Origin of the sequence: Lysobacter sp. cf310, from assembly GCF_900114355.1 — a bacterium.
Taxonomy (GTDB): Bacteria; Pseudomonadota; Gammaproteobacteria; order Xanthomonadales; family Xanthomonadaceae; genus Lysobacter.
On the sequence record NZ_FOSS01000002.1, the window covers coordinates 956,935 to 982,026 of the forward strand.

The 25,092-nt window shown below is 67.5% G+C and carries 25 protein-coding genes; 7 read left to right on the forward strand and 18 right to left on the reverse strand.

Annotation, left to right across the window (positions count from 1 at the left end; genetic code table 11):
• Positions 1–110: 110 nt before the first annotated feature.
• From BMZ45_RS11120 to BMZ45_RS11135, 4 genes are all read left to right on the forward strand, one after another.
• The gene (locus tag BMZ45_RS11120) at positions 111–1,439 is read left to right on the forward strand and encodes an MFS transporter (RefSeq protein ID WP_254776598.1); all 1,329 of its coding nucleotides are present in this window, start codon (positions 111–113) and stop codon (positions 1,437–1,439) included.
• A gap of 27 nt (positions 1,440–1,466) precedes the next feature.
• A complete protein-coding gene (locus BMZ45_RS11125) occupies positions 1,467–2,798 on the forward strand; it encodes a dicarboxylate/amino acid:cation symporter (RefSeq protein WP_091636237.1) in 1,332 nt (443 codons plus the stop codon).
• Positions 2,799–2,923: 125 nt separating this feature from the next.
• Positions 2,924–4,114, forward strand: coding sequence for an OprO/OprP family phosphate-selective porin (locus BMZ45_RS11130; protein ID WP_091636239.1), 1,191 nt, complete (start codon positions 2,924–2,926; stop codon positions 4,112–4,114).
• A 131-nt stretch (positions 4,115–4,245) separates the two neighbouring features.
• Positions 4,246–6,813, forward strand: coding sequence for a hybrid sensor histidine kinase/response regulator (locus tag BMZ45_RS11135; protein WP_091636442.1), 2,568 nt, complete (start codon positions 4,246–4,248; stop codon positions 6,811–6,813).
• 133 nt (positions 6,814–6,946) lie between these two features.
• Here BMZ45_RS11135 and BMZ45_RS11140 read toward each other — a convergent pair whose 3' ends face one another.
• The 5 genes from BMZ45_RS11140 to BMZ45_RS11160 form a co-directional block, all read right to left on the reverse strand.
• Positions 6,947–7,612 carry a LuxR C-terminal-related transcriptional regulator gene (locus BMZ45_RS11140; protein WP_091636242.1) on the reverse strand — a complete coding sequence of 222 codons (666 nt, stop codon included), beginning with the start codon at positions 7,610–7,612 and terminating at the stop codon, positions 6,947–6,949.
• Positions 7,613–7,745: 133 nt separating this feature from the next.
• Complete coding sequence (locus BMZ45_RS11145; protein WP_056172379.1) at positions 7,746–8,732, reverse strand: malate dehydrogenase; 987 nt, start codon at positions 8,730–8,732, stop codon at positions 7,746–7,748.
• A gap of 43 nt (positions 8,733–8,775) precedes the next feature.
• A complete protein-coding gene (locus BMZ45_RS11150) occupies positions 8,776–9,165 on the reverse strand; it encodes a glutaredoxin family protein (protein ID WP_091636244.1) in 390 nt (129 codons plus the stop codon).
• A 45-nt stretch (positions 9,166–9,210) separates the two neighbouring features.
• Positions 9,211–10,416: a pyridoxal phosphate-dependent aminotransferase gene (locus tag BMZ45_RS11155; RefSeq protein WP_091636247.1), complete on the reverse strand. Its 1,206-nt coding sequence runs from the start codon at positions 10,414–10,416 to the stop codon at positions 9,211–9,213.
• 412 nt (positions 10,417–10,828) lie between these two features.
• On the reverse strand, positions 10,829–11,323 hold the full coding sequence (locus BMZ45_RS11160) for a peptidylprolyl isomerase (RefSeq protein ID WP_091636250.1): 495 nt from the start codon (positions 11,321–11,323) through the stop codon (positions 10,829–10,831).
• 188 nt (positions 11,324–11,511) lie between these two features.
• Here BMZ45_RS11160 and typA point away from each other — a divergent pair, with 188 nt between their 5' ends.
• From typA to BMZ45_RS11175, 3 genes are all read left to right on the forward strand, one after another.
• On the forward strand, positions 11,512–13,341 hold the full coding sequence (gene typA, locus BMZ45_RS11165; RefSeq protein ID WP_091636252.1) for a translational GTPase TypA: 1,830 nt from the start codon (positions 11,512–11,514) through the stop codon (positions 13,339–13,341).
• Positions 13,342–13,375: 34 nt separating this feature from the next.
• Positions 13,376–13,846, forward strand: a complete 471-nt coding sequence (locus BMZ45_RS11170) for a DUF2127 domain-containing protein (RefSeq protein WP_091636255.1) — start codon at positions 13,376–13,378, stop codon at positions 13,844–13,846.
• 73 nt (positions 13,847–13,919) lie between these two features.
• Positions 13,920–15,590: an amidase gene (locus tag BMZ45_RS11175; RefSeq protein WP_254776599.1), complete on the forward strand. Its 1,671-nt coding sequence runs from the start codon at positions 13,920–13,922 to the stop codon at positions 15,588–15,590.
• Positions 15,591–15,908: 318 nt separating this feature from the next.
• Here the strand turns inward: BMZ45_RS11175 and BMZ45_RS11180 are convergent, their stop codons facing one another.
• From BMZ45_RS11180 to rplR, 13 genes are all read right to left on the reverse strand, one after another.
• Positions 15,909–16,364, reverse strand: a complete 456-nt coding sequence (locus BMZ45_RS11180; RefSeq protein ID WP_091636258.1) for a hypothetical protein — start codon at positions 16,362–16,364, stop codon at positions 15,909–15,911.
• 85 nt (positions 16,365–16,449) lie between these two features.
• Positions 16,450–17,838 (reverse strand): class II 3-deoxy-7-phosphoheptulonate synthase, encoded by a 1,389-nt coding sequence (locus tag BMZ45_RS11185; RefSeq protein ID WP_091636260.1) that lies wholly within the window; start codon positions 17,836–17,838, stop codon positions 16,450–16,452.
• 61 nt (positions 17,839–17,899) lie between these two features.
• Positions 17,900–18,415: a disulfide bond formation protein B gene (locus BMZ45_RS11190; protein WP_091636263.1), complete on the reverse strand. Its 516-nt coding sequence runs from the start codon at positions 18,413–18,415 to the stop codon at positions 17,900–17,902.
• Positions 18,416–18,650: 235 nt separating this feature from the next.
• Positions 18,651–19,022 (reverse strand): 50S ribosomal protein L17, encoded by a 372-nt coding sequence (gene rplQ, locus BMZ45_RS11195; protein ID WP_091636266.1) that lies wholly within the window; start codon positions 19,020–19,022, stop codon positions 18,651–18,653.
• A gap of 290 nt (positions 19,023–19,312) precedes the next feature.
• Positions 19,313–20,311 carry a DNA-directed RNA polymerase subunit alpha gene (gene rpoA / locus BMZ45_RS11200; RefSeq protein WP_091636269.1) on the reverse strand — a complete coding sequence of 333 codons (999 nt, stop codon included), beginning with the start codon at positions 20,309–20,311 and terminating at the stop codon, positions 19,313–19,315.
• Between the two features lie 50 nt (positions 20,312–20,361).
• The gene (rpsD, locus tag BMZ45_RS11205) at positions 20,362–20,991 is read right to left on the reverse strand and encodes a 30S ribosomal protein S4 (RefSeq protein ID WP_055902372.1); all 630 of its coding nucleotides are present in this window, start codon (positions 20,989–20,991) and stop codon (positions 20,362–20,364) included.
• Between the two features lie 14 nt (positions 20,992–21,005).
• Positions 21,006–21,398 carry a 30S ribosomal protein S11 gene (gene rpsK, locus BMZ45_RS11210; protein WP_055902370.1) on the reverse strand — a complete coding sequence of 131 codons (393 nt, stop codon included), beginning with the start codon at positions 21,396–21,398 and terminating at the stop codon, positions 21,006–21,008.
• Between the two features lie 10 nt (positions 21,399–21,408).
• Positions 21,409–21,765, reverse strand: a complete 357-nt coding sequence (gene rpsM, locus BMZ45_RS11215) for a 30S ribosomal protein S13 (RefSeq protein ID WP_056172351.1) — start codon at positions 21,763–21,765, stop codon at positions 21,409–21,411.
• A gap of 232 nt (positions 21,766–21,997) precedes the next feature.
• A complete protein-coding gene (secY, locus tag BMZ45_RS11220) occupies positions 21,998–23,359 on the reverse strand; it encodes a preprotein translocase subunit SecY (protein ID WP_091636272.1) in 1,362 nt (453 codons plus the stop codon).
• A gap of 7 nt (positions 23,360–23,366) precedes the next feature.
• On the reverse strand, positions 23,367–23,804 hold the full coding sequence (gene rplO, locus BMZ45_RS11225) for a 50S ribosomal protein L15 (protein ID WP_055902365.1): 438 nt from the start codon (positions 23,802–23,804) through the stop codon (positions 23,367–23,369).
• Between the two features lie 10 nt (positions 23,805–23,814).
• Positions 23,815–24,021 (reverse strand): 50S ribosomal protein L30, encoded by a 207-nt coding sequence (rpmD, locus tag BMZ45_RS11230; RefSeq protein WP_036111762.1) that lies wholly within the window; start codon positions 24,019–24,021, stop codon positions 23,815–23,817.
• Positions 24,014–24,556, reverse strand: a complete 543-nt coding sequence (gene rpsE, locus BMZ45_RS11235) for a 30S ribosomal protein S5 (RefSeq protein ID WP_055902361.1) — start codon at positions 24,554–24,556, stop codon at positions 24,014–24,016. The genes rpmD and rpsE overlap by 8 nt, the downstream gene beginning before the upstream one ends.
• Before the next feature lie 163 nt (positions 24,557–24,719).
• Positions 24,720–25,073, reverse strand: coding sequence for a 50S ribosomal protein L18 (gene rplR, locus BMZ45_RS11240; RefSeq protein ID WP_056172342.1), 354 nt, complete (start codon positions 25,071–25,073; stop codon positions 24,720–24,722).
• Positions 25,074–25,092 lie beyond the last annotated feature (19 nt).

The following is a 25,092-nucleotide window of genomic DNA, read 5'->3' on the forward strand; positions in this document are numbered from 1 at the left end:
TCCGGCTAGCCTTAAGGTGCTATTGGCCGCCCGCCCCCCCCGCGTCCACCATCGTCCCCGGCGTCGCGATGGGTCCGTCCGTCCCGCCGCCGCAACCGCAGGAGCCGTCCTTGAGCGCCAACAGCCCCGCCTCCGCCCTCCCCCAGGCCGCGCCGATCGGAGCCGGGCAGCGTTTGAAGTCGATCTTCAGCGGTTCGATCGGCAACTTGGTCGAGTACTACGACTGGTACGTCTACACCGCCTTCTCCTTGTACTTCGCCAAGACCTTCTTCCCAGCGGGCGACAGCTTGTCGCAGGCCCTGAATACCGCGGCGATCTTCGCGGTGGGCTTCCTGATGCGGCCGCTGGGCGGCTGGGTGTTCGGTCGCTACGCCGACCGCCACGGACGCAAGGCGGCGCTGATGCTGTCGGTGCTGCTGATGTGCGGCGGCTCGCTGATCATCACCTTCACCCCGGGCTACGAGACCATCGGCGTGCTCGCGCCGATCCTGCTGGTGTTCGCGCGTCTGCTGCAGGGCCTGAGCGTGGGCGGCGAGTACGGCAGCTCGGCGACCTATCTGAGCGAGATGGCCACGCGCGAGAACCGCGGTTTCTGGTCCAGCTTCCTGTACGTGACCCTGATCATGGGCCAGCTGCTGGCCCTGCTGGTGCTGATCGTGCTGCAGCAGTTCGTGCTCGACGAAGCCCAGCTCAAGGCCTGGGGTTGGCGCATCCCGTTCGCGATCGGCGCGCTGGCCGCGATCATCGCGCTGTACCTGCGCCGCAACATGATGGAGACCGAGTCCTTCACCAAGCTGCAGAGCAACGAAGCCGCCAAGCCGCGCGAAGGCTCGCTGCGCACCCTGATGCGCCACCCGCGCGCGGTACTGACCGTGATCGGCCTGACCATGGGCGGCACGCTGGCGTTCTATACCTACACCAACTACATGCTGAAGTACCTCACCCTCAGCGCCGGCTTCGACAAGGAGACCGCGTCGCTGATCAACGCCGGCAGCCTGTTCGTCTACATGCTGATGCAGCCGCTGGTCGGCGCGCTCTCGGACCGGATCGGCCGGCGCCCGCTGTTGATCGCGTTCGGCGTGCTCGGCACGGTGCTGACGGTGCCGGTGATGCATCTGATCCAGGATGCGCGGACGCCGATGGAAGCGTTCTGGCTGATCATGATCCTGCTCAGCGCGGTCAGCGGCTACACCGCGATCAACGCGGTGGTGAAGGCCGAGCTGTTCCCGGTGGAGATCCGCGCGCTCGGCGTGGGCCTGCCCTACGCGCTCACCGTGGCCCTGTTCGGCGGCACCGCCGAACCGATCGCGATCAAGTTCAAGCAACTGGGCATGGAAAGCGGCTTCTTCTGGTACGTCAGCGCCTGCATCTTCTGCTCGCTGCTGGTCTACGCGCTGATGCCCGACACCCGCAAGACCTCGCACATCGACCGCGACTGAACCCCCTCACGCCTCGGAACTGACCCCATGAAATCTCCCGGCTCGCGTTTCTATCTCTGGGTGCTCGGCGCGATCGTGCTGGGTGGCGCCGTCGGCCATTTCTTCCCCGACTTCGGCGTCAAGCTCAAGCCGTTGGGCGACGGTTTCATCGGCCTGATCAAGATGCTGATCGCGCCCATCATCTTTCTGACCGTGGTGCTGGGCATCGCCGGCGTGGCCGACGTCAAGAAGGTCGGCCGGGTCGGCGCCAAGGCGATTCTCTATTTCGAGGTGGTATCGACCATCGCGCTGGTGATCGGCCTGGTGGTGGTCAACACGCTCAAGCCCGGCGCCGGCTTCAACGTCAACGTCGCCGACCTCGATCCCAAGAAGGTCGCCGAGGCGATCGGCTACGCGCACAAGGCCGAGGAACAGAGCACGGTCGATTTCCTGCTCCACATCATCCCCAAGACCTTCACCGACGCCTTCACCGGCGAAGGCAGCCTGTTGCAGGTGCTGCTGCTGGCGGTGCTGTTCGGCTTCGCCCTGCTGCACATGGGCAAGGCCGGCGAGAAGGTCATGGACCTGTTCGAGAGCCTGTCGAAAGCCTTCTTCGGCATCATGAGCATGATCATGAAGCTGGCCCCGATCGGCGCCGGCGCGGCGATGGCCTTCACCATCGGCAAGTTCGGCATCGAGTCGCTGGGGCCGCTGCTCAAGCTGATGGGCAGCTTCTACCTGACCTGCGCGCTGTTCGTGCTGGTGGTGCTGGGCCTGATCGCGCGCCTCACCGGCTTCAGCGTCCTGCGCTTCATCCGCTACATCCGCGACGAACTGCTGCTGGTGCTGGGCACGTCCTCCTCGGAGTCGGCGCTGGTGCCGCTGATGCGCAAGCTCGAACGCCTGGGCTGCTCCAAGCCGGTGGTCGGCCTGGTCGTGCCCAGCGGTTACTCGTTCAATCTCGACGGCACCAACATCTACCTGACCATGGCGGCGATCTTCGTCGCCCAGGCGCTCAACGTCGAACTCACCCTGACCCAGGAACTGACCCTGCTGGCGGTCGCGATGCTGACCTCCAAGGGCGCCTCGGGCGTGACCGGGGCCGGCTTCATCACCCTGGCCGCGACCCTGACCGTGGTGCCCTCGGTGCCGGTGGCCGGCTTGGCGCTGATCCTGGGCATCGACCGCTTCATGAGCGAGGCGCGCGCGCTGACCAACATCATCGGCAACGGCGTGGCCACCATCGTGGTCGCGCGTTGGGAAAACGAGCTCGATCGCGACCGCCTGCAGCACGAACTGCTGAATCCGCCCAGCGTCGCCGACCTCGACGCCGACCTGGCCCTGGAACGCGCGCCGCGCGTGCCCGAAACCGGCGGCTGATCCGCCCTCGCTGATCCCCTGCGCGCGGGATCGCCCCGCGCGCCGCATCCCCACCCGCAAGCCCCGGGCGTCGCCACGCCCGTCGGCGGCGCGCGCCTGCGCGTCGCCCATCGGAGAGACCGACCATGCCTCCTCTGCCCCGTCGCGCCTGTCTGTTCGCCTTCGCCCTGTCTGCCGCTACCGTCGCGCACGCCGGCGACGACTGGCCGACCAAGTTCGCCCTTGCCGACGGCACCGAGATCTCCGGCACCCTCAACTACGCCTGGGACCTCAACGATTTCTCCGGCGACGACGGCTACGGCACCGCCGCCACCACGCTGGAGGACGCGCACACGAACCGGCGCAAGGAGTTCGGCATCGTGGTCAAGAAGAAGGACGTGTACGACTTCACCGCGGTCATGGATTTCCAGTCCAAGCTCTGGCTGGACGTGGCCTTGCGCGTCGAAACGCGCGCCCTGTTCGACCGCGACTACGGCAAGATCCGCATCGGCTACTTCAAGACCCCGGTCAGCATGGAAAGCACGGCGGCCTCGCGCGCGGGCAGCATGCTGGAAGCCTCGGCGGCCTCGCAGGCGATCTACGAAGGGCGTCGCACGGGCGTGGAATGGTCGCTGGACCGCCCGCGCTACGGCCTGAGCGCGGCCTACTTCTTCGGCACCGACCTGCAGGGCGACAACCCCGGCATCACCGCCGCGGGGCGCGCGATCTGGACGCCGGTCAAGGACAAGGACCAGGTCGTGCATCTGGCCCTGTCGGGCTCGGTCGAGAACCCGCACGGCTACCGCGACGGGCGCGGCACCTGGTTCGGTCCCTCGGCGCGTTTCCGCGCGCGCCCCGAGGCCGGACTGACTGCGGTGCGCCTGGTCGACAGCGGCAGCCTGCGCGGGGTCGACCGCATCGTGCGCAACGGCCTGGAGGCCCTGTGGATCGAAGGCCCGCTGTCGCTGCAGGCCGAGGTTCTGCGCGCCACCGCGCAACGCGAGGACGGCCTGGAGGACTACACCGCGAATGGCTATTACGTCACCGGCAGCTGGGTGCTGACCGGCGAGACCCGGCCCTACGCGGCCGGCAACGTCGGCAACGTCAAACCCGCGCACGGCTACGGCGCGGTCGAGGCGCTGCTGCGCTACGGCGAGCTGGACCTGGATCACGCCGGCATCGCCGGCGGCCATCAGCGCGACCTCACCCTGGGCCTGAACTGGTACCTCAGCACGCATTTCAAGTTCCAGGCCAACTATGTGCGGGTGGCCGCCGAGCGCGGCGCGCTGGCCGCGGATCCGCGCGTGCTGGAACTGCGCGCGCAGGTGAATTTCTGAGCGCCGGCCTGGGCGCGCCGCGCGCAGAGTCGCTAGTCTTGGCCTAGGCCCGCCACCCACCGACCCCGACCGTGATCCCGCGTCGCCGCCAGTTGCATACCGTGCTGTGGATCGCCCTGATCCTGGCCGGCATGCTGCTGTCGATGCTGATCGCCGGCCGCATCGCCTATGCGCGCGCGCTGCGGGCCCAGGCCGGCGAAGCGCGCGCCGTGCTGGTGCCGCGCGCGCAGGCGCTGGAACAGCACATCGACCGCTACCGCATCATGCCGGCAGTGCTGTCGCTGGATCCGCAGCTCAAGGCCACCCTGCTGGACCCGCAGGACCAGGTTCAGCGCCAGCGCGCCAACGAGCGCCTGGTCCAGCTCAACTTCGCCAACCGCACCAGCACCCTGACCCTGATCGATCGCGACGGCATCGGCATCGCGGCCAGCAACTGGACCCTGCCCAGCAGCAACGTCGGCCACTCCTACGCGTTCCGGCCGTATTTCCAGCAGGCGATGCAGCGCGGCAGCGGCGAGTTCTACGCGATCGGCGTGACCACCCAGCGCCCGGGTCACTTCATCGCGCGCGCGGTGCGCGACCCGCAGGGCCGCGCGATCGGCGCGGTCGCGGTGAAAGTGGTGCTGGACGACATCCAGTCCGATTGGAGCGAGCGCGGCGACCTGATCCTGCTCAGCGACGCCAACGGCATCGTGTTCCTGACCGGCCGGCCGGAGTGGCGCTACCGCATGCTCGCGCCGCTGCTGCCCGCGCAACGCGAACAGCTGCAACGCACCCAGCAGTACCGCGGCCAGTCGTTGCGACCGGTGTCGATCGCGCAGCAGCGCGCGCTCGACGACGATGCGCGCGTGGTGCGCGTGCGCGAGTTCGGCGGCCGTCGCGATCTGGTCTGGCAATCGCTGAGCCTGGCGCGCGAAGGCTGGACGCTGCACCTGCTGCGCGACACCGGCCCCAGCGTGCGCGCGGCCTGGGTAGCGCGCGCGATGGCCGCCGGCGCCTGGCTGCTGCTGGTGTCGCTGGCGCTGCTGCTGTGGCAGCGCCACCGCATCGCGCGCCTGCGCCTGCGCAGCCGCCTGGAACTGGAGCAGATGGTCGAGCAGCACGCGCAGGCGCTGCGCACCGCCCAGGACGGCGTGGTCCAGGCCGCGCACCGCGCCAGCACCGGCGAAGGCCAGAGCCTGGAGCATCTGCCGCAGGGCGTGAGCGTGGTCGACGCGCAACTGCGCCTGGTGGCCTGGAACCAGCGCTACGCCGAGCTGTTCCGCTATCCGCCGGAGCTGCTGCAGGTCGGTCGCCCGATCGAGGACCTGATCCGCTACAACGCGCGCCGCGGCCTGCTTGGCGACGATCCGGAGGAAGCGATCAAGCGCCGCCTGGATCATCTGCAGCGCGCCCAGCCCTATCTGCACGAACGCGAGCGCGGCGACGGCACCGTGATCGAGATCCGCGGCAATCCCATGCCCGACGGCGGCTTCGTCACCAGCTACGCCGACATCACCGCCTACAAGCAGGCCGCGCGCGATCTGCGCACCCTCGCCGACAGCCTGGAGCGGCGCATCGAGGAACGCACCGGCGATCTGCGCGAGGCCAAGGGCGAGGCCGAGCGCGCCAACCGTTCCAAGACCCGCTTCGTCGCCGCCGCCGTGCACGATCTGCTGCAACCCTTGAACGCCGCGCGCATGTATCTGTCCACGCTGCGTCGGCGCGTCGACGGCGAAGGCGTGGATCTGGTCGAACACATCGACGCCGCGCTGTCGGCGCAGGACGACATCCTGGCCAGCCTGCTGGATATCGCGCGCCTGGAGTCGGGCGCGCTGCAGGTGCGCCGCGGCCCGTTTCCGCTGGCGCGTTTGTTCGCGGCCATCGAGGGGCCGTTCCGGATCCTGGCGCAGGCGCGCGGCTTGCGTCTGCACGTGATCGCCAGCCGCGCCATCGTCGACAGCGACGAAGCGCTGCTGCGCCGGATCGTGCAGAACTTCGTGTCCAACGCACTGCAGTTCACGCCGCGTGGCGGCCGCGTCGTGCTCGGCGCGCGCCGCACGTCCACCGGCGTGCGCGTGGAAGTCTGGGACAGCGGCACCGGCATTCCCGAGCACAAGCTCGAGGCCATCTTCGAGGAGTTCCAGCGCCTGGACAGCGGCATCGACGCGCCCGCGCGCGGCGCCGGCCTGGGCCTGGCGATCGTGCGCCGGATCGCGCTGCTGCTGGAGCATCAGGTGCGGGTGCGCTCCTGGCCCGGACGCGGCAGCGTGTTCTCGGTGGAGTTGCCGTACGGCGACGCGTCCGCGTCGATCGCCGCGAAAGTCGATGCGGCGTCCACGGACGAGGCGCCCTTGAGCGGGCGCCGGGTCTGGGTGATCGACGACGATGCGGCTTCGCGCGACGCCGCCACGCGCCTGCTCGCCGACTGGGGCTGCGCGACGACCGCCGCCGGCTCGGCCGCCGACGCGGAGATGCAGGCGCGGATAGCGTCGATGCCGGACCTGCTGCTGCTCGACTATCGCCTGGGCGAAGACACCGGCCTGGCGCTGGCGCCGCGCCTGCAACGCGCCTGGCAGGGCCTGCCGCCGGTGATCCTGATGTCGGCCGACATCGATGCCGCGTTGCGACAGCGCGCGGAGGAACTGGGCTGGAGTTTCCTGCCCAAGCCGCTGCGGCCGGCGGCCTTGCGCGCGCTGATGATGCGCGCGTTGGGGTGAGGGAACAGCAAGAGCAAATCCCCCTCAATCCCCCTTTGCTGAAGGAGGAAGACCAGCAGCGTTGGTGGCTGGGTATAGAACCTCCCCCTTTGCAAAAGGGGGAATGAGGGGGATTTGCTTCTAGGCGTCCAGATCAGCCGCCAGCCTCGTCCTCGCCCGCATCTTCGCCGTCCAGCGCCAGCGCCTTCACCAGCACCGCCGCCTGCGTGCGCGAATGGCAGCCGAGTTTGCGCAGCACCGCGGTGACGTGGATCTTGACCGTGTTCTCGGCCAGCGAGAGTTCGTGCGCGATCTGCTTGTTGAGCAGGCCGTCGGCCATGCGCATCAACACCCGCAGCTGCTGCGGCGTGAGCTGGGCCAGGCGCTGCGCGAGTTGCGCGTCGGCCTCGTTGCGCTCGGCCTGCTGCGGCGGAAACCACAAGCCGCCGGCGAGTACCGCGCTCACCGCCTCGCCCAAGGCCTCGGCCGGCGCCGACTTGGGCACGAAGCCGGCGGCGCCGAACTGCTGGGCGCGCCGGATCGTGCGCGGATGGTCGTCGGAGGAGACGATCAGCACCGGCAGTTCGGGACGTTCGCCGCGCAGATAGACCAGCGAGGAAAACCCCATCGCGCCGGGCATGGTCAGGTCCAGCATCGCCAGGTCGTAGGGCGTGCCGTCGGCGACCGCCGCTTCCAGCGCGCTGCGGCTGGCGACTTCGCCGATCTGCGCGCCGGGCGCGATCGCGCCCAGGGCATGGCGCAACGCCGCCCGGAACATCGGGTGGTCGTCGGCGATCAACAGGCGCAGGCCCTGGTCCATCGTGGCGTCGTTCGGCGCGCCCGCTCGGCGCAGCCCGATCCTACACGGCGTGCGCGCGGCCGGACTTTGCGGCGCACAAAAAAACAGGGCGGCCGTGGCCGCCCTGTTGGTTCCCTTGCGATGAGGCGGCGGCTCAGCCCAGCAGGTGGGCGACGCCGGCGCGCTCTTCCTCGAGCTCGGCCAGGGTCTTGTCCATCGCGGCGCGGCTGAACGCGTCGACTTCCAGGCCCTCGACGCGGGTGTACTCGCCGTTGGCGGTGATCACCGGCACGCCGTACATCACCGTCTCCGGGATGCCGTAGCTGCCGTCCGACGGCACGCCCATGGTGACCCACTTGCCGTTGCTGCCCAGCACCCAGTCGCGGATGTGGTCGATCGCGGCATTGGCGGCCGAAGCGGCCGAGGACAGGCCGCGCGCCTCGATGATCGCGGCGCCGCGCTTGCCGACCTGCGGAATGAAGGTGTTGGCGTTCCAGTCGGCGTCGTTGATCTTGTCCTTCAGCGACTGGCCGTTGACGGTGGCGAAACGGTAGTCCGGGTACATGGTCGGGCTGTGGTTGCCCCACACGATCAGGTTCTCGATGTCGCCCACGGCGACGCCGGCCTTGGCGGCGAGCTGGCTCAGCGCGCGGTTGTGATCCAGGCGCAGCATGGCGGTGAAGTTCTTGGCCGGCAGGTCCGGCGCCGACTTCATGGCGATGTAGGCGTTGGTGTTGGCCGGGTTGCCGACCACCAGCACCTTGACGTTGCGCGAAGCGACCTTGTTCAGCGCGGCGCCCTGGGCGGTGAAGATCTTGGCGTTCTCCAGCAGCAGGTCCTTGCGCTCCATGCCCGGGCCGCGCGGACGCGCGCCGACCAGCAGGGCGATGTCGGCGTCCTTGAACGCGACCTCGGCGTCGTCGGTGCCGACCATGCCGGCCAGCAGCGGGAACGCGCAGTCTTCCAGCTCCATCATCACGCCCTTGAGCGCGGCCTGGGCCTTGTCCAGCGGCAGCTCCAGCAACTGCAAGATCACGGGCTGGTCCTTGCCCAGCATTTCGCCGGAGGCGATGCGGAACAGCAGCGAGTAGCCGATCTGGCCGGCAGCACCGGTGACGGCAACGCGGACGGGATTCTTCATGGGGTGGTTCCTTACGCTGGAGTGAGATGCGGGCGGGCCCGCTTCAGTAGATGGAGTAACCCAGAGGGGTCAGTTTTTCCTTGAGCGCGTCGGTCTGGTAGCCGTGGATCACGTTCTGTCCGATCACGGTCACCGGCACGCCGCGCGAGCCGAGCGCGCGCGCCGCGCGCTCGCCTTCCGGGGTGTCGACATCGAGCACGCGGTAGCGCACGTTCGCCTGCTCGAAATCTTGCTGCTGCTTGCGGCAATAGCCGCACCATTCCGCCGCCAGCATCACGATCTTGGTCTCGCCGGTGAGCTGGCGCGGGTCGTCCGGATGCAATTGCTCCGGACCCATGCCGAGCATCGCGCCGACGTCGCCGCCCAGCGTCTTGTAACCGACCACGCCGAGCGCGAGCGCTCCGGCGATCCACAGGACGGTGACCACGCGCATGTCGAGATTCCTTCTCCGATCGTCGCTGACGGGTCCGCGCCGGACTCAGACGAGTTCGGCGAAGAACTCCTGGAAGCGCTGCAGGCCCGGCGCCAGCTGCGGCGTCGGACAGGTGTAGCTGATGCGCAACGCGCGCGGCTCGCCGAACGCCGAGCCCGGCACGCAGGCCACGCCCTTGGTTTCCAGCAGCACGTTGCAGAAGTCCATGTCGTTGCCGATCTTCTGGCCGCTGGGCGCATGGGTCTTGCCGTAGGCGACGCTGATGTCCGGGAACACGTAGAACGCGCCCTGCGGACGCGGGCAGACCACGCCCGGAATCGCGTCCATCACCGCCATGACCTGGTCGCGCTTGGCCTGGAACTCGGCGCACTTCTGGGTCGGGATATCCTGCGGACCGTTCAGCGCGGCGACCGCGGCCGCGGTGACCATCTCGGGGATGTTGGTGATGTGGTTGGAGTTCATCGTGGCCAGGGCCTGCGCCACCGATTCCGGACCGGCCATGAAGCCCACGCGCCAACCCGGCATGCCGTAGGTCTTGGACAGCGAGTCCAGGAAGATCACCCGGTCGCGCAGCTCGGGGCGCGCGTGCACGAAGTTGTGATAGCCCAGGCCGTCGAACACCATGCGGTTGTAGATGTCGTCGGTGATGATCCAGGTGTCCGGATACTTCACCAGCACATCGGCCAGCGCATCGATCTCGTCCTTGCCGTAGACCATGCCGGTCGGGTTGGACGGATTGTTGAACAGGAACACCTTAGGCTTGCGCGCCAGCGCGGCGTCGAGCTGGGCGGGCGTGAGCTTGTAGTCCTGCTCGGCCGGGCACGGCAGCAGATCGATCTTGGCGTTGACGATCTCGGCGATGTCGAGATAGCTGGTCCAGTACGGGGTCGGGAAGACGATGGTGTCGCCTTCGTCCAACAGCGCCTCGGCGATGTTGTAGATCACGTGCTTGGCGCCGATACCGGTGGCCACGTTGACGCGGCCGTAGCCGGTCAGGCCGATCTTGCCGATGTGCTCGAGAAAGGCGTCCAGCAGCGCGTCGGCGCCGCGGTTGCTGCCGTACTGGCCGCTGTCTTTGCTCAGCGCCTCGCGCACCGCGGCGTAGACGTGCTCGCCGGGCAGGAAGTTGGGGACGCCGATGGAGAAGCTGATGATGTCGCGGCCTTCGGACTTGAGCCGCTTGGCCTTTTCGGCGACTTGCATGATCGCGCTGGGCTTGGCGCGACCGATGCGCCGGGCAAGCTGGGGCATCGTGAAACCTCGTGGGGTGGTGTACGACGGATGCGGGGAGGTGTGCGAGCGAACGCGCTGCGTACGGTGTCCGAATGCGTCCGGAACCACCGGAATCGAGCCGCAAAATGGTAGCACAGCGGCGTCCTGGCGCCGGCCGGCGCGAACCGCGAAACCCGCGTCCGCGACGTCGGCGCGGGCACGGGCCGGATACGCACGCGCACGGCGCCGGATCGGCAAAGGCGCCCCGTCGGACCACGCGGGACAGGCACCCGACAAAAACGCTGCGGGAGCGGCGTAAGCCGCGATTCGCAGCCACCGGGGCGGTCGAATCGCGGCCTACGCCGCTCCCACAGGAAGCCGGCCGCCGCAGGGGCGCCCGGCGGGACCGCCGCGGCGGATCGACCGCGGGGCCCGGTATTTCAAGGTCCGGTCAGGGCGACAGGATCTTGTTCCACTCGGCGACGCGGTCGGCCTTGGCGGCCAGCGCGGCGGCGGCGTCGCCGTCGATCTTCACCGACTTGATCTTGTCGCCCTGCTTGATCGCGTCGACCACGTCCAGGCCCTCGACGACCTTGCCGAACACGGTGTGCTTGCCGTCCAGCCAGGCGCAGGGGATGTGGGTGATGAAGAACTGGCTGCCGTTGGTGCCCGGGCCGGCATTGGCCATGGACAGCACGCCGCGCTCGTGCGGCAGGCCGTTGCGGGTCTCGTCCTCGAAGCGGTAGCCGGGGCCGCCGGTGCCGGTGCCCAGCGGGCAGCCGCCCTGGACCATGAAATCGGCGATCACGCGGTGGAAGTTCAGGCCGTCGTAGAAGCCGCGCTGGGCCAGGTTCACGAAATTGGCGACGGTGAGCGGGGCCTTGTCGGCGGCGAGCTCGATGCGGATCGGGCCGCGGTCGGTGTCGAAAGTGGCGGTCAGGCTCATAGCCGTCTCCTGGGAGTGGATGGAGGGGGTGTTCGGGTCCGGAAACCTGCCGCCGACATGGCGACGGCCGGGCCAATCCTCAAGGATACCCCACCCCGTTCAGCTGAACGGGCAGGTGTGGCAATTGACAGGTATAATGATCGGCTTCTCTCCAGGCCTCCACGCTCTTCACCAAGGGCGCTCTCCGCATGTCCATCCAAAACCTCCGCAATATCGCCATCGTCGCCCACGTCGACCATGGCAAGACCACCCTCGTCGACTGCCTGTTGAAGCAATCGGGCACCCTGTCGGAACGTACGGTGCTGGCCGAACGCGCGATGGACAGCAACGACCAGGAAAAGGAACGTGGCATCACGATCCTGGCCAAGAACACCGCGATCACCTGGCAGGGCAACCGCATCAACATCGTCGACACCCCGGGACACGCCGACTTCGGCGGCGAGGTCGAGCGCGTGCTGTCGATGGTGGACTCGGTGCTGATCCTGGTCGACGCGATGGACGGCCCGATGCCGCAGACCCGCTTCGTGACCCAGAAGGCCTTCGCGATGGGCTTCAAGCCGATCGTGGTGGTCAACAAGATCGACCGTCCGGGCGCGCGTCCGGACTGGGTGATCGACCAGGTGTTCGACCTGTTCGACAAGCTCGGCGCCACCAACGAGCAGCTCGATTTCCCGATCGTGTACGCCTCGGCGCTGCACGGCTACGCCAGCCTGGACGACGCCGCGCGCGACGGCGACATGACCCCGCTGTACGAAGCGATCATGAAGCACGTGCCGCCGCCGGACGTGGATCCGGAAGGCGCGTTCCAGATGCGCATCAGCCAGCTGGACTACAGCAACTTCGTCGGCCTGATCGGCATCGGCCGCATCCAGCGCGGCAAGGTCCGCCGCAACATGCCGGTCAGCGTGGTCGACCGCGAAGGCAAGAAGCGCCAGGGCAAGGTCCTGCAGGTGCTGGGCTTCCTGGGCCTGGAGCGCATCGAAACCGAAGAGGCCGTGGCCGGCGACATCGTCGCGATCTCCGGCGTGGCCGACCTGTCGATCTCCGACACGGTGTGCGCGCTCGACGCGCCCGAAGCGCTGCCGGCGCTGACCGTGGACGAGCCGACGATCAGCATGACCTTCCAGGTGAACAATTCGCCGTTCGCCGGTCATAAGGAACTCAGCGGCGGCAAGTTCCTCACCAGCCGCCAGCTGCGCGAGCGCCTGGAGCGCGAGACCCTGCACAACGTGGCGCTGAAGGTCGAGGAAGGCTCCGATCCGGACAAGTTCCTGGTCTCCGGCCGCGGCGAGCTGCACCTGTCGGTGCTGATCGAGAACATGCGCCGCGAAGGCTTCGAGCTGGCGGTGTCGCGCCCGGAAGTGATCATTAAGGAGATCGACGGCCAGCTGATGGAACCCGTCGAGCAGCTCGTGGTGGATATCGAAGAGCAGCACCAGGGCGGCGTGATGGAGAAGCTGGGCACCCGCAAGGGCCAGCTCAAGAACATGGAATCCGACGGCAAGGGTCGCGTGCGTCTGGACTACATGATCCCGGCGCGCGGCCTGATCGGCTTCCAGAACGAGTTCCGCACCCTGACCCAGGGCTCGGGCCTGCTGTTCCACGTGTTCGACCATTACGGTCCGAAGGAAACCGGCGCGATCGCCAAGCGCATCAACGGCGTGATGATCGCCAATGCCGCCGGCGTGACGCCCGCCTACTCGCTGGGCCCGCTGGAAGAGCGCGGCCGTCTGTTCGCCGCCGAAGGCGACCAGGTGTACGAAGGCCAGCTGGTCGGCATCCACTCCAAGGACAACGACCTGACCGTCAACGCCATCAAGCCCAAGCCGCTGACCAACATGCGCGCCTCGGGCAAGGACGACGCGATCAAGCTGACCCCGGCGATCAAGTACACGCTGGAGCAGGCCCTGGATTTCATCGAGGACGACGAGCTGGTCGAAGTCACCCCGAAGGAAATCCGCCTGCGCAAGAAGTTCCTCACCGAAAGCGATCGCAAGCGCGCCTCGCGCGCGGCCTGATCGCGATCCGCGCCGGCGCACGCAAGCGCATCGCGTGAGCGACGAGGCTCACTACGATCCACGACCGCAGGCCCACCCGGGCCTGCACGTGATCGCGCTGGTCGAAGCGGCCAAGGGCCTGCTGGGCCTGCTCGCCGCGAGCGGGCTGGAACTGCTGGGTCCGGCGCCGCTGCAGCGCTGGATCCACGAACTGATCACGCGCTTCCACCTCAATCCCGAGCACGGCGGACTGGCCAAGTTCGCCGACGCGATCAGCCCGCACTCGGTGCACCTGGCCGCGCTCGCGGTGCTGGCCTACGGCGTGCTGCACGTGATCGAAGCCTGGGGCCTGTGGCGCGCCAAGGCCTGGGCCTCGTGGCTGGGCTGCATCGGCGCCGCCGCCTATCTGCCCTTCGATCTCTATGCCTTGTTCAAGCACCCGGGCTGGGTCGCGGTGGCGGTGCTGGTGATCAATCTGATCGTGGTCTGGGTGCTCGGCCGCGACCTGTTCAAACGCCGCCGCTGAGGCGGCAGGCGCGCCGCCACCCGCGGACCCGCGCTGGGGCATACTCCGCCCACACCAGGGCCAGGGGATGCCGATGCCGTTCACGCCTAGACTCGCCGCGCCCGTGGTGGCGCTGGCACTGAGCGCTTGCGCGATGGCGCCGCAGGCGCGAAGCCCCGCCCCCGCCCCCGCCCCCGCCCCCGCCACCGGTCCGGCTACCGCCGCCGCGCCGGCCGTCGGCGTCGCCGACCCGCACGGCATCGCCGAAGCCGATCTCGAACGGCTCGCCGGCCTGCTGGGCGACGGCCGGCTCAGCAGCGTGCAGCTGACCCAGGCCTACCTGGACCGCATCGCCGCGCTCGACGACGCCGGCCCCACCCTCAATGCGGTGATCGAGCTCAATCCCGACGCCCTGCTCGAAGCCGAACGCCTCGACGGCGAGCGCAAGGCCGGTACGCTGCGCGGGCCGCTGCACGGCATCCCGGTGCTGATCAAGGACAACATCGACGCCACGCCCATGGTCAACTCGGCCGGCTCGCTGGCCCTGGCCGCGCACCGGCCCAAGACCGACGCGCCGCTGGTGGCGGCCCTGCGCGCGGCGGGCGCGGTGATTCTGGGCAAGACCAACCTCAGCGAATGGGCCAACTTCCGTTCCACCCATTCGATTTCGGGGTGGAGCGCGCGCGGCCGCCTGACCCGCAATCCCTACGCGCTGGACCGCAGCGCCTGCGGCTCCAGCAGCGGCACCGGCGCGGCGATCGCCGCCAGTCTGGCCGCGGTCGGCGTGGGCACCGAAACCGATGGCAGCATCCTCTGCCCCGCGGCCATGAACGGCCTGGTCGGCCTGAAACCCAGCGTCGGCCTGATCAGCCGCGCCGGCATCATCCCGATCTCGGCCAGCCAGGACACGCCCGGCCCCATGACCCGCAGCGTCGCCGATGCCGCGCGCCTGCTCGGCGTGCTGGCCGCGGCCGATGCCGGCGGCGACCCGGCCGCGCAGGCGGCGGCCCAGCATCGCCTGGCCGACTACACCCGCGCCCTGGATCCGAACGCGCTCAAAGGCGCGCGCATCGGTTTCCTGCACGAGTCCGGCGTGGGCTATCAGCGCGAACTCAACGCCTCGTTGGAACGCGCGATCGCGACCCTGCGCGAAGCCGGCGCGACCGTGATCGAAGTCGAGATCGCCACCGCCGGGCAATGGGACGAGGCCGAGTACGAGGTGCTGCTGTACGAATTCAAGGATGGCCTGCAGCGCTATTTGCGCGACAGCGGCGCGCCGCTGCGCGACCTGGACGAGGTGATCGCCTTCAACCGCGCGCACGCGGACGAGGAGCTCGGCTACTTCGGCCAGGAGCATTTCGAACGCGCGGCCCAGCGCGGTCCGCTGACCGATGCGCGCTATCGCCAGGCCGCCGCCAAGGCACGCCGGCTGGCCGGCCCGGAGGGCATCGACGCCACGCTCAAGCGCCATAAGCTGGACGCGCTGGTCGCGCCCACCACCGGCCCCAGTTTCATCGTCGACCCGATCAACGGCGACCACTTCAAGGGCGCCGGCTACGGCGCGGCCGCGGTCGCCGGCTATCCCAGCCTGACCGTGCCCATGGGCAACGCCCAGGGCCTGCCGCTGGGCCTGGCCTTCCTGGGACCGAAGTGGAGCGAAGCCAAGCTGCTCGGCTATGGCTACGCCTTCGAGCAGCTCACGCGCGCGCGCATCGCGCCGCGCTACCTGCCCAGCGTATCGATGGAACCGGTTCGGGCGCCGTAGGGCGCGGCGACAAGCGCACCGGCGTTGGCGATGCCATACGGTGCGGTGATAACGCACCATCGCCGTCTCGTCTCACACGCGTGGCCACGCGACGATGCGGTTCGCTGCGCTCACCACATCCTACGGTCGGCCTCTCGGACTCGTAGGGTGCGGTGATAACCGCACCATCGCCACCTCGCTACGAGCGGGCGGCTGCGCGAACGATGCGGTTCGCTGCGCTCACCACACCCACAGACGGCCTCTCGGACTCGTAGGGTGCGGTGATAACCGCACCATCGCCATCTCACTACGAGCGGGCGGCTGCGCGAACGATGTGGTTCACCGCACTCTGCGACTGGCCGACAGGTGCGCCCAGACCTGGCGCAGGCCGATCAGATGCAACGCGGCCAGGACGAAGCAGATCGCCGAACTCCAGTACCAGAACGCCGGGCTGCGCTCCGGCAGTTGCGCGACGAACGGCAACGCGACGACACCGCGCAGCAGGTAGACCGCGGTGATCGCGCACAAAGCACTGCGCAACAAGGGCAGACGCCGGATCGCACCCGCGCCGGACAGCGCATACAAGGCCCAGATAGCGAGTACGCCGGCGATCAACAGGGTCACGACCGTCGGATACGGACTGCCCGCGATCGCCAGCTGCGCCATCCGCTCGCCGGCGCCGAAGAACCGGTACCAGGGCGCGCCGAACGCGATGCAGCCCAGATGCAGTAGCGCCGCCAACGCGCTGCCGAGGCCGGCCGCGATCAGCCAGCGGTTGGCGCGCTCGTGCCTCATTCGAGGTCCCGTGTCGGCAAGCGTCGGGCCAAACAAGACCAGAACCGGCGGCGTATCGCAGCCGGTGCTGGTCTAGCCGCCGGACTCAGGCCGGCGCGGCGATCTGCGCCTGCTTGCGCACGATCAGCATCGCCACTTCCAGCGCCTGCTCGTAGTTCAAGCGCGGATCGACCGTGGAGTGGTAAGCGCGTTCCAGATCGCTCTCGGTGAGCTCGCGCGCGCCGCCCAGGCATTCGGTCACGTCCTCGCCGGTCAGTTCCAGGTGCACGCCGCCCAGGCGGGTGCCGGCCGCGGCGTGCAGTTCGAAGGCCTGCTCGATCTCGCTGCGGATGTTGCGGAAGCGACGGGTCTTGTAGCCGTTGCTGGTGCTCTCGGTGTTGCCGTGCATGGGATCGCAGACCCACAGCACACGGCGACCGTCGCGGCGCACCGCGTCCAGCAGCGGCGGCAGCTTGTCGGCGATCGCGCCCGCGCCCATGCGATGGATGAAGCTCAGGCGGCCCGGCTCGTCCTCGGGATTGAGCAGGTCGATCGTGCGCAACAGCTGGTCCGGCGTGACCGAGGGACCGACCTTGAGCGCGATCGGATTGCGGATGCCGCGGAAGTATTCGGCGTGGGCGCCGTCGGCGGCGGCGGTGCGCATGCCGATCCACGGGTAATGGGTGCTGAGGTTGAAGTAGCCCCAGTGACGCGGCACCTGCCGGGTCAGCGACTCCTCGTACGGCAGCAGCAGGGCTTCGTGCGAGGTGTAGAAGTCGACCCGGTTGAGGTTATGCACTTCCGAACCCGACAGCGTCTCCATGAAGCGCACCGCATCGCCGATCGCGTTGACCATGCGCCGGTACTCGTCGGCCAACGGCGAATGCCCCACCCAGTTCAAGTTCCAGTACTCGGGATGGTGCAGGTCGGCGAAACCGCCGTCGATCAGGGCGCGCACGAAGTTCATCGTCATCGCCGAGCGCGCGTGCGCCTTGATCATGCGGCGCGGATCGGGACGGCGCGCGGCCTCGGTGAAGGCCGGCGCGTTGACCATGTCGCCGCGGTAGCTGGGCAGGGTCACGTCGCCGATAGTCTCGGTGTCGGCCGAACGCGGCTTGGCGTACTGGCCGGCGAAACGCCCGACCCGCACCACCGGCTTGCGCATGCCGTGCACCAGCACCAGGCTCATCTGCAGCAGCACCTTGAGCCGGTTGGAGATCACGTCCGAGGAGCACTGGTCGAAGCTCTCGGCGCAGTCGCCGCCCTGGAGCAGGAAGCGCTTGCCCTCCTGGGCCTCGGCCAACTGCTGCTTGAGCGCGAGGATCTCCCAAGACGTCACCAGCGGCGGCAGGTTGCGCAGCTCCTGCAGGGCGTCGGCCAGCTCGGCCGCGTCCGGATAGGTCGGCAACTGCAGCGCGGTGCGCTCGCGCCAGGACGTGGGCGTCCAGTTGGCTGGCAGGTTGACGGCTCGGAGGTTGCGGTCGGTGGCGCTCATTTCCTTGGATCCAGTGGTTGCGGAACGAATTGCGAAGGACGCGCGCAGGGCGCGTCGGCGATCAAACGGTAACGCGCTTGCGGAACGCGGCGTAGGCGGCCCAGGCGGCCAGCACCAGGAAGCAGATCAGGCTCCAGGCCGGCATGGCTAGGCCCAGGAAGGTCCAATCGACCGCGGCGCATTCGCCGGAACCGGTCATGACCTTGCGGATCACGCCGGCGATCGGCATCGCCTCGAGCATGTAATCCAAGCCCGGGCCGCAGGCCGGAACCTGGTCCGGCGGCAGGTGTTGCAGGCGTACGTGGTTGCCGGCGACCAGGATGCCGCCCAGCGCGGCCAGCAGCGCGAACACGCCATAGGTCTTGCGGCCACGCGCACCCTTGGGGCCGTGGATCGCGCCGATCAGGAACACCAGGCCGAGCGCGAAGAAGGCCACGCGCTGGAAGATGCACAGCGGGCACGGCTCCAGGCTGTCGTGCAATTGCAGATAGAAGGCATAGCCCAGCAGGCCCACGCAGGCCAGGAAGCCGAGCAGGTATTGGACGCGGAACGAGGCGGAAAATGGGCTGGCGGTCATGTGGTCACCTTACGTCGTGGGCAGCGCCGTGCCTAGCGGGCAGCGGCGCCGGTTCGGTTATGTCGTCAGAAGACTCCGACAGGCGGCGAAAGTTGCCTTTCGTTGCCCGCGAAACCGTTGCCGTCGTAACCGTCGCCAGAACGCAAAAGCCCCGGCCTGGGCCGGGGCTCTCGCTCGCATCGCCGCTGGCGCGGCGTTGCGGGGTATCGCTGCGGATCGATCTCCGCGCCGTCGATTACTCGGCGGCTTCGGGACGGTCGACCAGCTCGACGTAGGCCATCGGCGCATTGTCGCCAGCGCGGAAACCGCACTTGAGGATGCGCAGATAACCGCCCGGGCGCGACTGGTAGCGCGGGCCCAGGGTCGTGAACAGCGTGCCCACGGCTTCCTTGTCGCGCAGGCGCGAGAAGGCAAGGCGGCGGTTGGCGACGCCATCGATCTTCGCCAAGGTGATCAGCGGCTCTGCGACGCGGCGCAGTTCCTTGGCCTTGGGCAGGGTGGTGCGGATGAGGCCGTGCTTGATGAGGGACGCAGCCATGTTGGTGAACATCGCATCGCGGTGCGCACTGGTGCGGCTGAACTTACGTCCGGATTTCTGGTGGCGCATGGTCGTATTTCCTAATGAATGGTGTCGCTATTGAGGTTCGCTGTCGCCTTCATGGCGTTGTTGCATGGACTGCGGATGGTCCGAGCCCGGTCGTCCTGATCGGGCATCGTCGCGGGCCTGGGGCCCGTCGACGTCTGTGTTGCGTGTTGCGGTGTTGCGTAACTGTCGATGGATCAAGAGTCCACGCTTCGGCTAGCTTCGGCGTGGACCCTTGTCGCTCCCCTGCCCGACGCAGCGCGTCGGGCGTTCGCCCCGGCCGCGCGGCAATGCCGCGCAAGCGAGGCTGGGGCTCAGCCCATCATGCCGTGCTGAGCGATCCCGGCCGGCGGCCAGTTTTCCAGCTTCATGCCGAGGGACAGGCCGCGCTGAGCCAGCACTTCCTTGATCTCGGTGAGCGACTTCTTGCCCAGGTTCGGGGTCTTGAGCAGCTCGACTTCGGTCTTCTGGATCAGATCGCCGACGTAGTAGATGCTCTCGGCCTTGAGGCAGTTGGCCGAACGAACGGTGAGCTCGAGATCGTCGATCGGACGCAGCAGGATCGGATCGATGCCGCTGGTGGCCGGCTTCGCCGCACCGCGGTCGCGGTGGGTGAAATCGCCGAACACCGACAGCTGATCGGTGAGGATGTCGGCGGCGGTGCGCACGGCTTCCTCGGCGTCGATCGTGCCGTTGGTTTCGATGTCCAGCACCAGCTTGTCGAGGTCGGTACGCTGTTCGACGCGCGCGGCTTCGACGGCATAGGCGACGCGACGGACCGGCGAGAAGCTGGCATCCAGCATCAGGCGGCCGATGGTGCGGGTTTCTTCGTCCGGACGACGACGCGTGGCGGCCGGCTGGTAGCCGAAACCACGCTCGATCTTCAGACGCATGTTGATCGCCGTGTCCTTGGTCAGGTGGCAGATCACGTGCTCGGTGTTCAGGATCTCGACGTTGTGGTCGGTCTTGATGTCACCGGCGGTGACGATGCCAGGACCCTGCTTGGCCAGCGACAGGGTGGAAGCGTCGCCGGTGTGCATGCGGATGGCGACGTCCTTGAGGTTCAACAGGACTTCGAGCACGTCCTCTTCGAGACCTTCAACGGTGGTGTACTCGTGGAGCACGCCATCGATTTCGACTTCGGTGATGGCGAAACCCGGGATCGAAGACAGCAGCACACGGCGCAGCGCATTGCCGAGGGTGTGGCCGTAGCCGCGTTCCAGCGGCTCGATCACGACCTTGGCGCGATTGCCGGCAAGGCGTTCGATCTGGGGACCGCGCGGACGCAGTACCTGGTTGGCGGTAACCGTCATGTTTCGGTGTCTCCTGCGAGGCCCCGGCGAACCGGGGCTTCAAAAGATAATTACTTCGAGTACAGCTCGACGATCAGCGCTTCGTTGATATCGGCCGGCAGATCGGCACGATCCGGCACAGCCTTGAACACACCGCTGAACTTCTTGCTGTCGACCTCGACCCAGGACGGCGAGAGGTCCATCTGCGAAGCGACGGTCAGGGATTCCTGCACGCGCAGCTGCTTCTGGGCCCGCTCGGACAACGCGATCGCGTCGCCGGCCTTGACCTGGTAGGACGGCAGGTTGACGGACTTGCCGTTAACCGTAACGCCGCGGTGCGAGACCAGCTGACGGGCGGCCGGACGGGTAACCGCGAAGCCCATGCGGTAGATCACGTTGTCGAGACGCGTCTCCAGGAGCTGCAGCAGGTTTTCGCCGGTGTTGCCCTTCTTGGTCGAAGCCTTCTTGTAGTAGTTGCGGAACTGACGTTCCAGCAGACCGTAGATACGCTTGACCTTCTGCTTCTCGCGAAGCTGGGTGGCGTAGTCGGACAGCTTGCCCTTGCGGGCGGTGGGGCCGTGTTGGCCGGGCTTCTGCTCGAGCTTGCACTTCGAATCGAGTGCGCGAGCGGACGACTTCAAGCCGAGGTCGGCGCCTTCGCGACGAGCGAGCTTACAGGTGGGACCGATATAACGAGCCATTTTTCTTCAGCTCCTCAGACGCGACGCTTCTTCGGCGGACGGCACCCGTTGTGCGGGATAGGCGTCACGTCGATGATGTTCATGATCTTGTAACCGACGTTGTTCAAAGAACGAACGGCGGACTCACGGCCCGGACCCGGACCCTTGATGCGCACTTCCAGCGACTTCACGCCGTAGTCGAGCGCAGCACGGCCTGCCTTTTCGGCGGCGACCTGAGCGGCGAACGGGGTCGACTTACGCGAGCCGCGGAAACCCGCGCCGCCCGAAGTCGCCCACGAGAGCGCGTTGCCCTGGCGGTCGGTGATCGTGATGATCGTGTTGTTGAAAGAAGCGTGGACGTGGGCGATGCCGTCGGTGACGACGCGCTTGATCTTCTTCTTGGTTTTTGCAGCTGCCGGCTTAGCCATGGTCTACCCCTTACTTCCTGATGGCCTTGCGCGGACCCTTACGGGTACGTGCATTGGTACGCGTGCGCTGACCGCGCAGCGGCAAGCCGCGGCGGTGACGCAGGCCGCGGTAGCAGCCCAGGTCCATCAGACGCTTGATAGCGATACCGACCTCGCGACGCAGGTCGCCTTCGACCACGTACTTGCCGACTTCGGCGCGCAGGCGCTCGACTTCCGGCTCGGACAGGTCACGGATCTTGGTCGAAGAATTCACGCCTGCGGCATCGCAGACCTTCTTCGAACGGGTACGGCCGATGCCGAAAATGCTTTGCAAACCGACCCAGACATGCTTCTGGGCAGGCAAATTGACGCCCGCAATACGCGCCATAACGCGATCTCCAACTGAGTTTGGCGGCCGAGACGGATTAATCCCGGCGGAGTGAACTGGAAATTTTAACAAGGTCTCGGGTTAATAGGAAGCCCCGCGGCACCCAGGGGTGCCACGGAACCACGGCATGGGGAGTGTGCCCATGCTCCGGCGACGAACCAGGACTGGCTGAACAGGGCGATCCCGCCCTGCTCGCCCCGCGCGCTACTCTGGCGCGCGGAATGGCCCTGGCTCACCCGCGCGCGAGACCGCCGCGCGAGCCGCCCTTCAAGTTCGCCTTCTTCAACAGGCTCTCGTACTGATGCGACATCAGATGAGCCTGGACTTGAGCGATGAAATCCATCACCACCACCACCACGATCAGCAACGAGGTGCCGCCGAAGTAGAACGAGGTGCCCAGTTGGGTGCGCATGATCTCCGGGAGGAGACAGACGATCACCAGATAAGCCGCGCCGGCCGCCGTGAGGCGGGTCAGCACGCCGTCGACATAGTCGGCCGTCGCCTTGCCCGGGCGGATACCCGGAATCAGCGCGCCCGACTTCTTCAGATTGTCGGCCGTTTCCTGCGAGTTGAACACCAGCGCCGTATAGAAGAAGGCGAAACCGATGATCAGGGCCGCATACAGGATCATATGCAGCGGCTCGCCCGGGTTCAGCCACTGGCTGACCCGCTGCAGCCAGGTGGCCGAGCTGCTCTGGCTGAACCAGGTGGCCGCCGTCGCCGGGAACATCACGATGCTCGAGGCGAAGATGGCCGGGATCACGCCGGACATGTTGAGCTTCAACGGCAGGAACGACGACTGGTTCATGTAGGCGTTACGGCCGCCCTGACGACGGGCGTAATTGACCGTGATCCGCCGCTGGCCGCGCTCGACGAACACCACCAGATAGGTGAACACCACCACGATGGCCACCACCGCGATCGCGGTCATGGGGTTCATGGTGCCGTCGTTGATCTGGGTGAACATCGTGATCACCGCGGCGGGCAGGCCCGCGACGATGCCGGCGAAGATGATCAACGACACGCCGTTGCCGATGCCGCGCTCGGTCACCTGCTCGCCGATCCACATCAGGAACATGGTGCCCGCGGTCAACGCGATCACCGCGGTCAGGATGAAGCCCGGACCCGGGTTGTAGACCACCGGAATGCCCTGGCTCGCGCCGCCGGCCTGCAAGGCCGTCGCGATACCCCAGGCCTGGAACACGGCCAGGGGGATCGCACCCATGCGCGACCACTGGTTGATCTTGCGCCGGCCCGACTCGCCTTCCTTCTGGATGGCCTTCAGGCTGGGCACGATCTGCACCAGCAGCTGCACGATGATCGACGCCGAGATGTACGGCATCACGTTCAGCGCGAACAGGCTGAAACGGTGAAGGGCGCCGCCCGAGAACATGTTGAACATGTCCACGATCGTGCCCTTCTGCGACTCCATGAGCTTGAGCATCGCCTCGGGATTGACGCCCGGCACCGGGATGTAGCAACCGATGCGGTAGACGATCAATGCGCCGACTACGAACAGCAGACGTTGGCGGAGCTCGGTGAACTTACCGAGACCGCCGCCGAGACCGGCCATCGCGTTGCTGCTCCGCGCCATGTATCGCTTACTCCTCGACCTTGCCGCCGGCCGCTTCGATAGCGGCCTTAGCACCGGCCGTGGCCAGCACGCCCTTGAGCACGAACGCCTTGTTCAGCTCGCCCTTCTTCACGATCTTCGCCTGCTTGGCCGTGGTCGGGACCAGCTTGGCCGCCAGCAGCTTGGCGAAATCGATCTCGCCGGCTTCCAGCTTGTCCAGCTGGTAGGACAGCACTTCGGCGGTGTCCTTGGCGGTCTTGGAGCGGAAGCCGATCTTCGGCAGACGACGCTGCATCGGGGTCTGACCGCCTTCGAAGCCGGCCTTGATCTTGCCCTTGCCCGAACGAGCGAACGAACCCTTGTGGCCGCGGCCGGCGGTCTTGCCGAGGCCGGAACCGATACCGCGACCGACGCGCTTGCGGTCTTCGCGGGCGCCGTCAGCCGGCTTGAGTGTATTGAGACGCATGATGTTCTCCTTAGCCCTCGACCTGAACCAGGTAGTGGACCGTGTTGATCAGGCCACGAACCTGCGGGCTGTCCTTCAGCGTCCGCACGTCGTTGAGCTTGTTCAGGCCCAGCGCCTTCACCGACAGACGGTGACGCGACTGGCAGCCACGCAGACCCTTGACGAGGCGCACCGTGACGGTGCCGCCTTCGACCGGCTTGTTAGCAGCCTTAGCCATGGTTGAGATCCTCCACCTTCTTGCCGCGCTTGGCCGCGATCTTGGCCGGCGAATGCATGCCGGTGAGACCCTTCAGCGTGGCGCGAACCAGGTTGATCGGGTTGCGCGAACCGGTGGCCTTGGCCAGCACGTTCTTGACGCCGACCGCTTCCAGCACGGCGCGCATCGCGCCGCCGGCGATCACGCCGGTACCTTCCGACGCCGGCTGCATGAACACATGCGCCGCGCCGTGGCCCGACTTCACGGCGTGCCACAAGGTGCCGTTGTTCAGATCGACGTTGTTCATCGCCTTGCGGGCGTATTCCATCGACTTCTGGATCGCGACCGGCACTTCGCGCGCCTTGCCGTAGCCGAAGCCGACCTTGCCGTTGCCGTCGCCCACCACCGTCAGCGCGGTGAAGGTGAACTGGCGACCGCCCTTGACGGTCTTGCTGACGCGGTTGACCGCGATCAGCTTCTCGATCATGCCGTCGTCGATCTCTTCGCGGTTACGGTCGCGATCACGACCCCGCGGTGCACGCTGTTCTTCAGCCATTTCGATATCTCGTAGGTTTATGGGATTTGCGGCGTCGCCGCTTATGGTTGTGATATGCATCGGGTGCCGCGACCAGGACGGGAACCCGTCCTGACGCCCGGCGCAGACCGCGCCGGCAGTTGTCTGGTTCAGGCGTGGGGACGAATCCCCTCGCCTTCAAGCCTTAGAACTTCAGGCCGCCTTCGCGAGCCGCATCGGCCAGAGCCTTGATGCGACCGTGGTAGCGGTAACCCGAACGGTCGAACGCGACCTTCTCGATGCCGGCGGCCTTGGCCTTGGCGGCGATCGCGTGGCCGACCTTGACGGCGGCCTCGGCGTTCTTGCCGTTCTTCAGACCTTCCTTGACGTCGGCCTGCACGGTCGAGGCGGCAGCCAGGACCTTGGAGCCGTCGGCGGTGAAGACCTGGGCGTACAGGTGCTGACCGGTGCGCAGCACCGACAGACGCGGCACGCCGAGTTCGCGGATGTGCGCGCGGGTGGACTTGGCGCGACGCAGGCGGGAAATGTTCTTGTTCATGTTCTGATCTCCGAAAGCT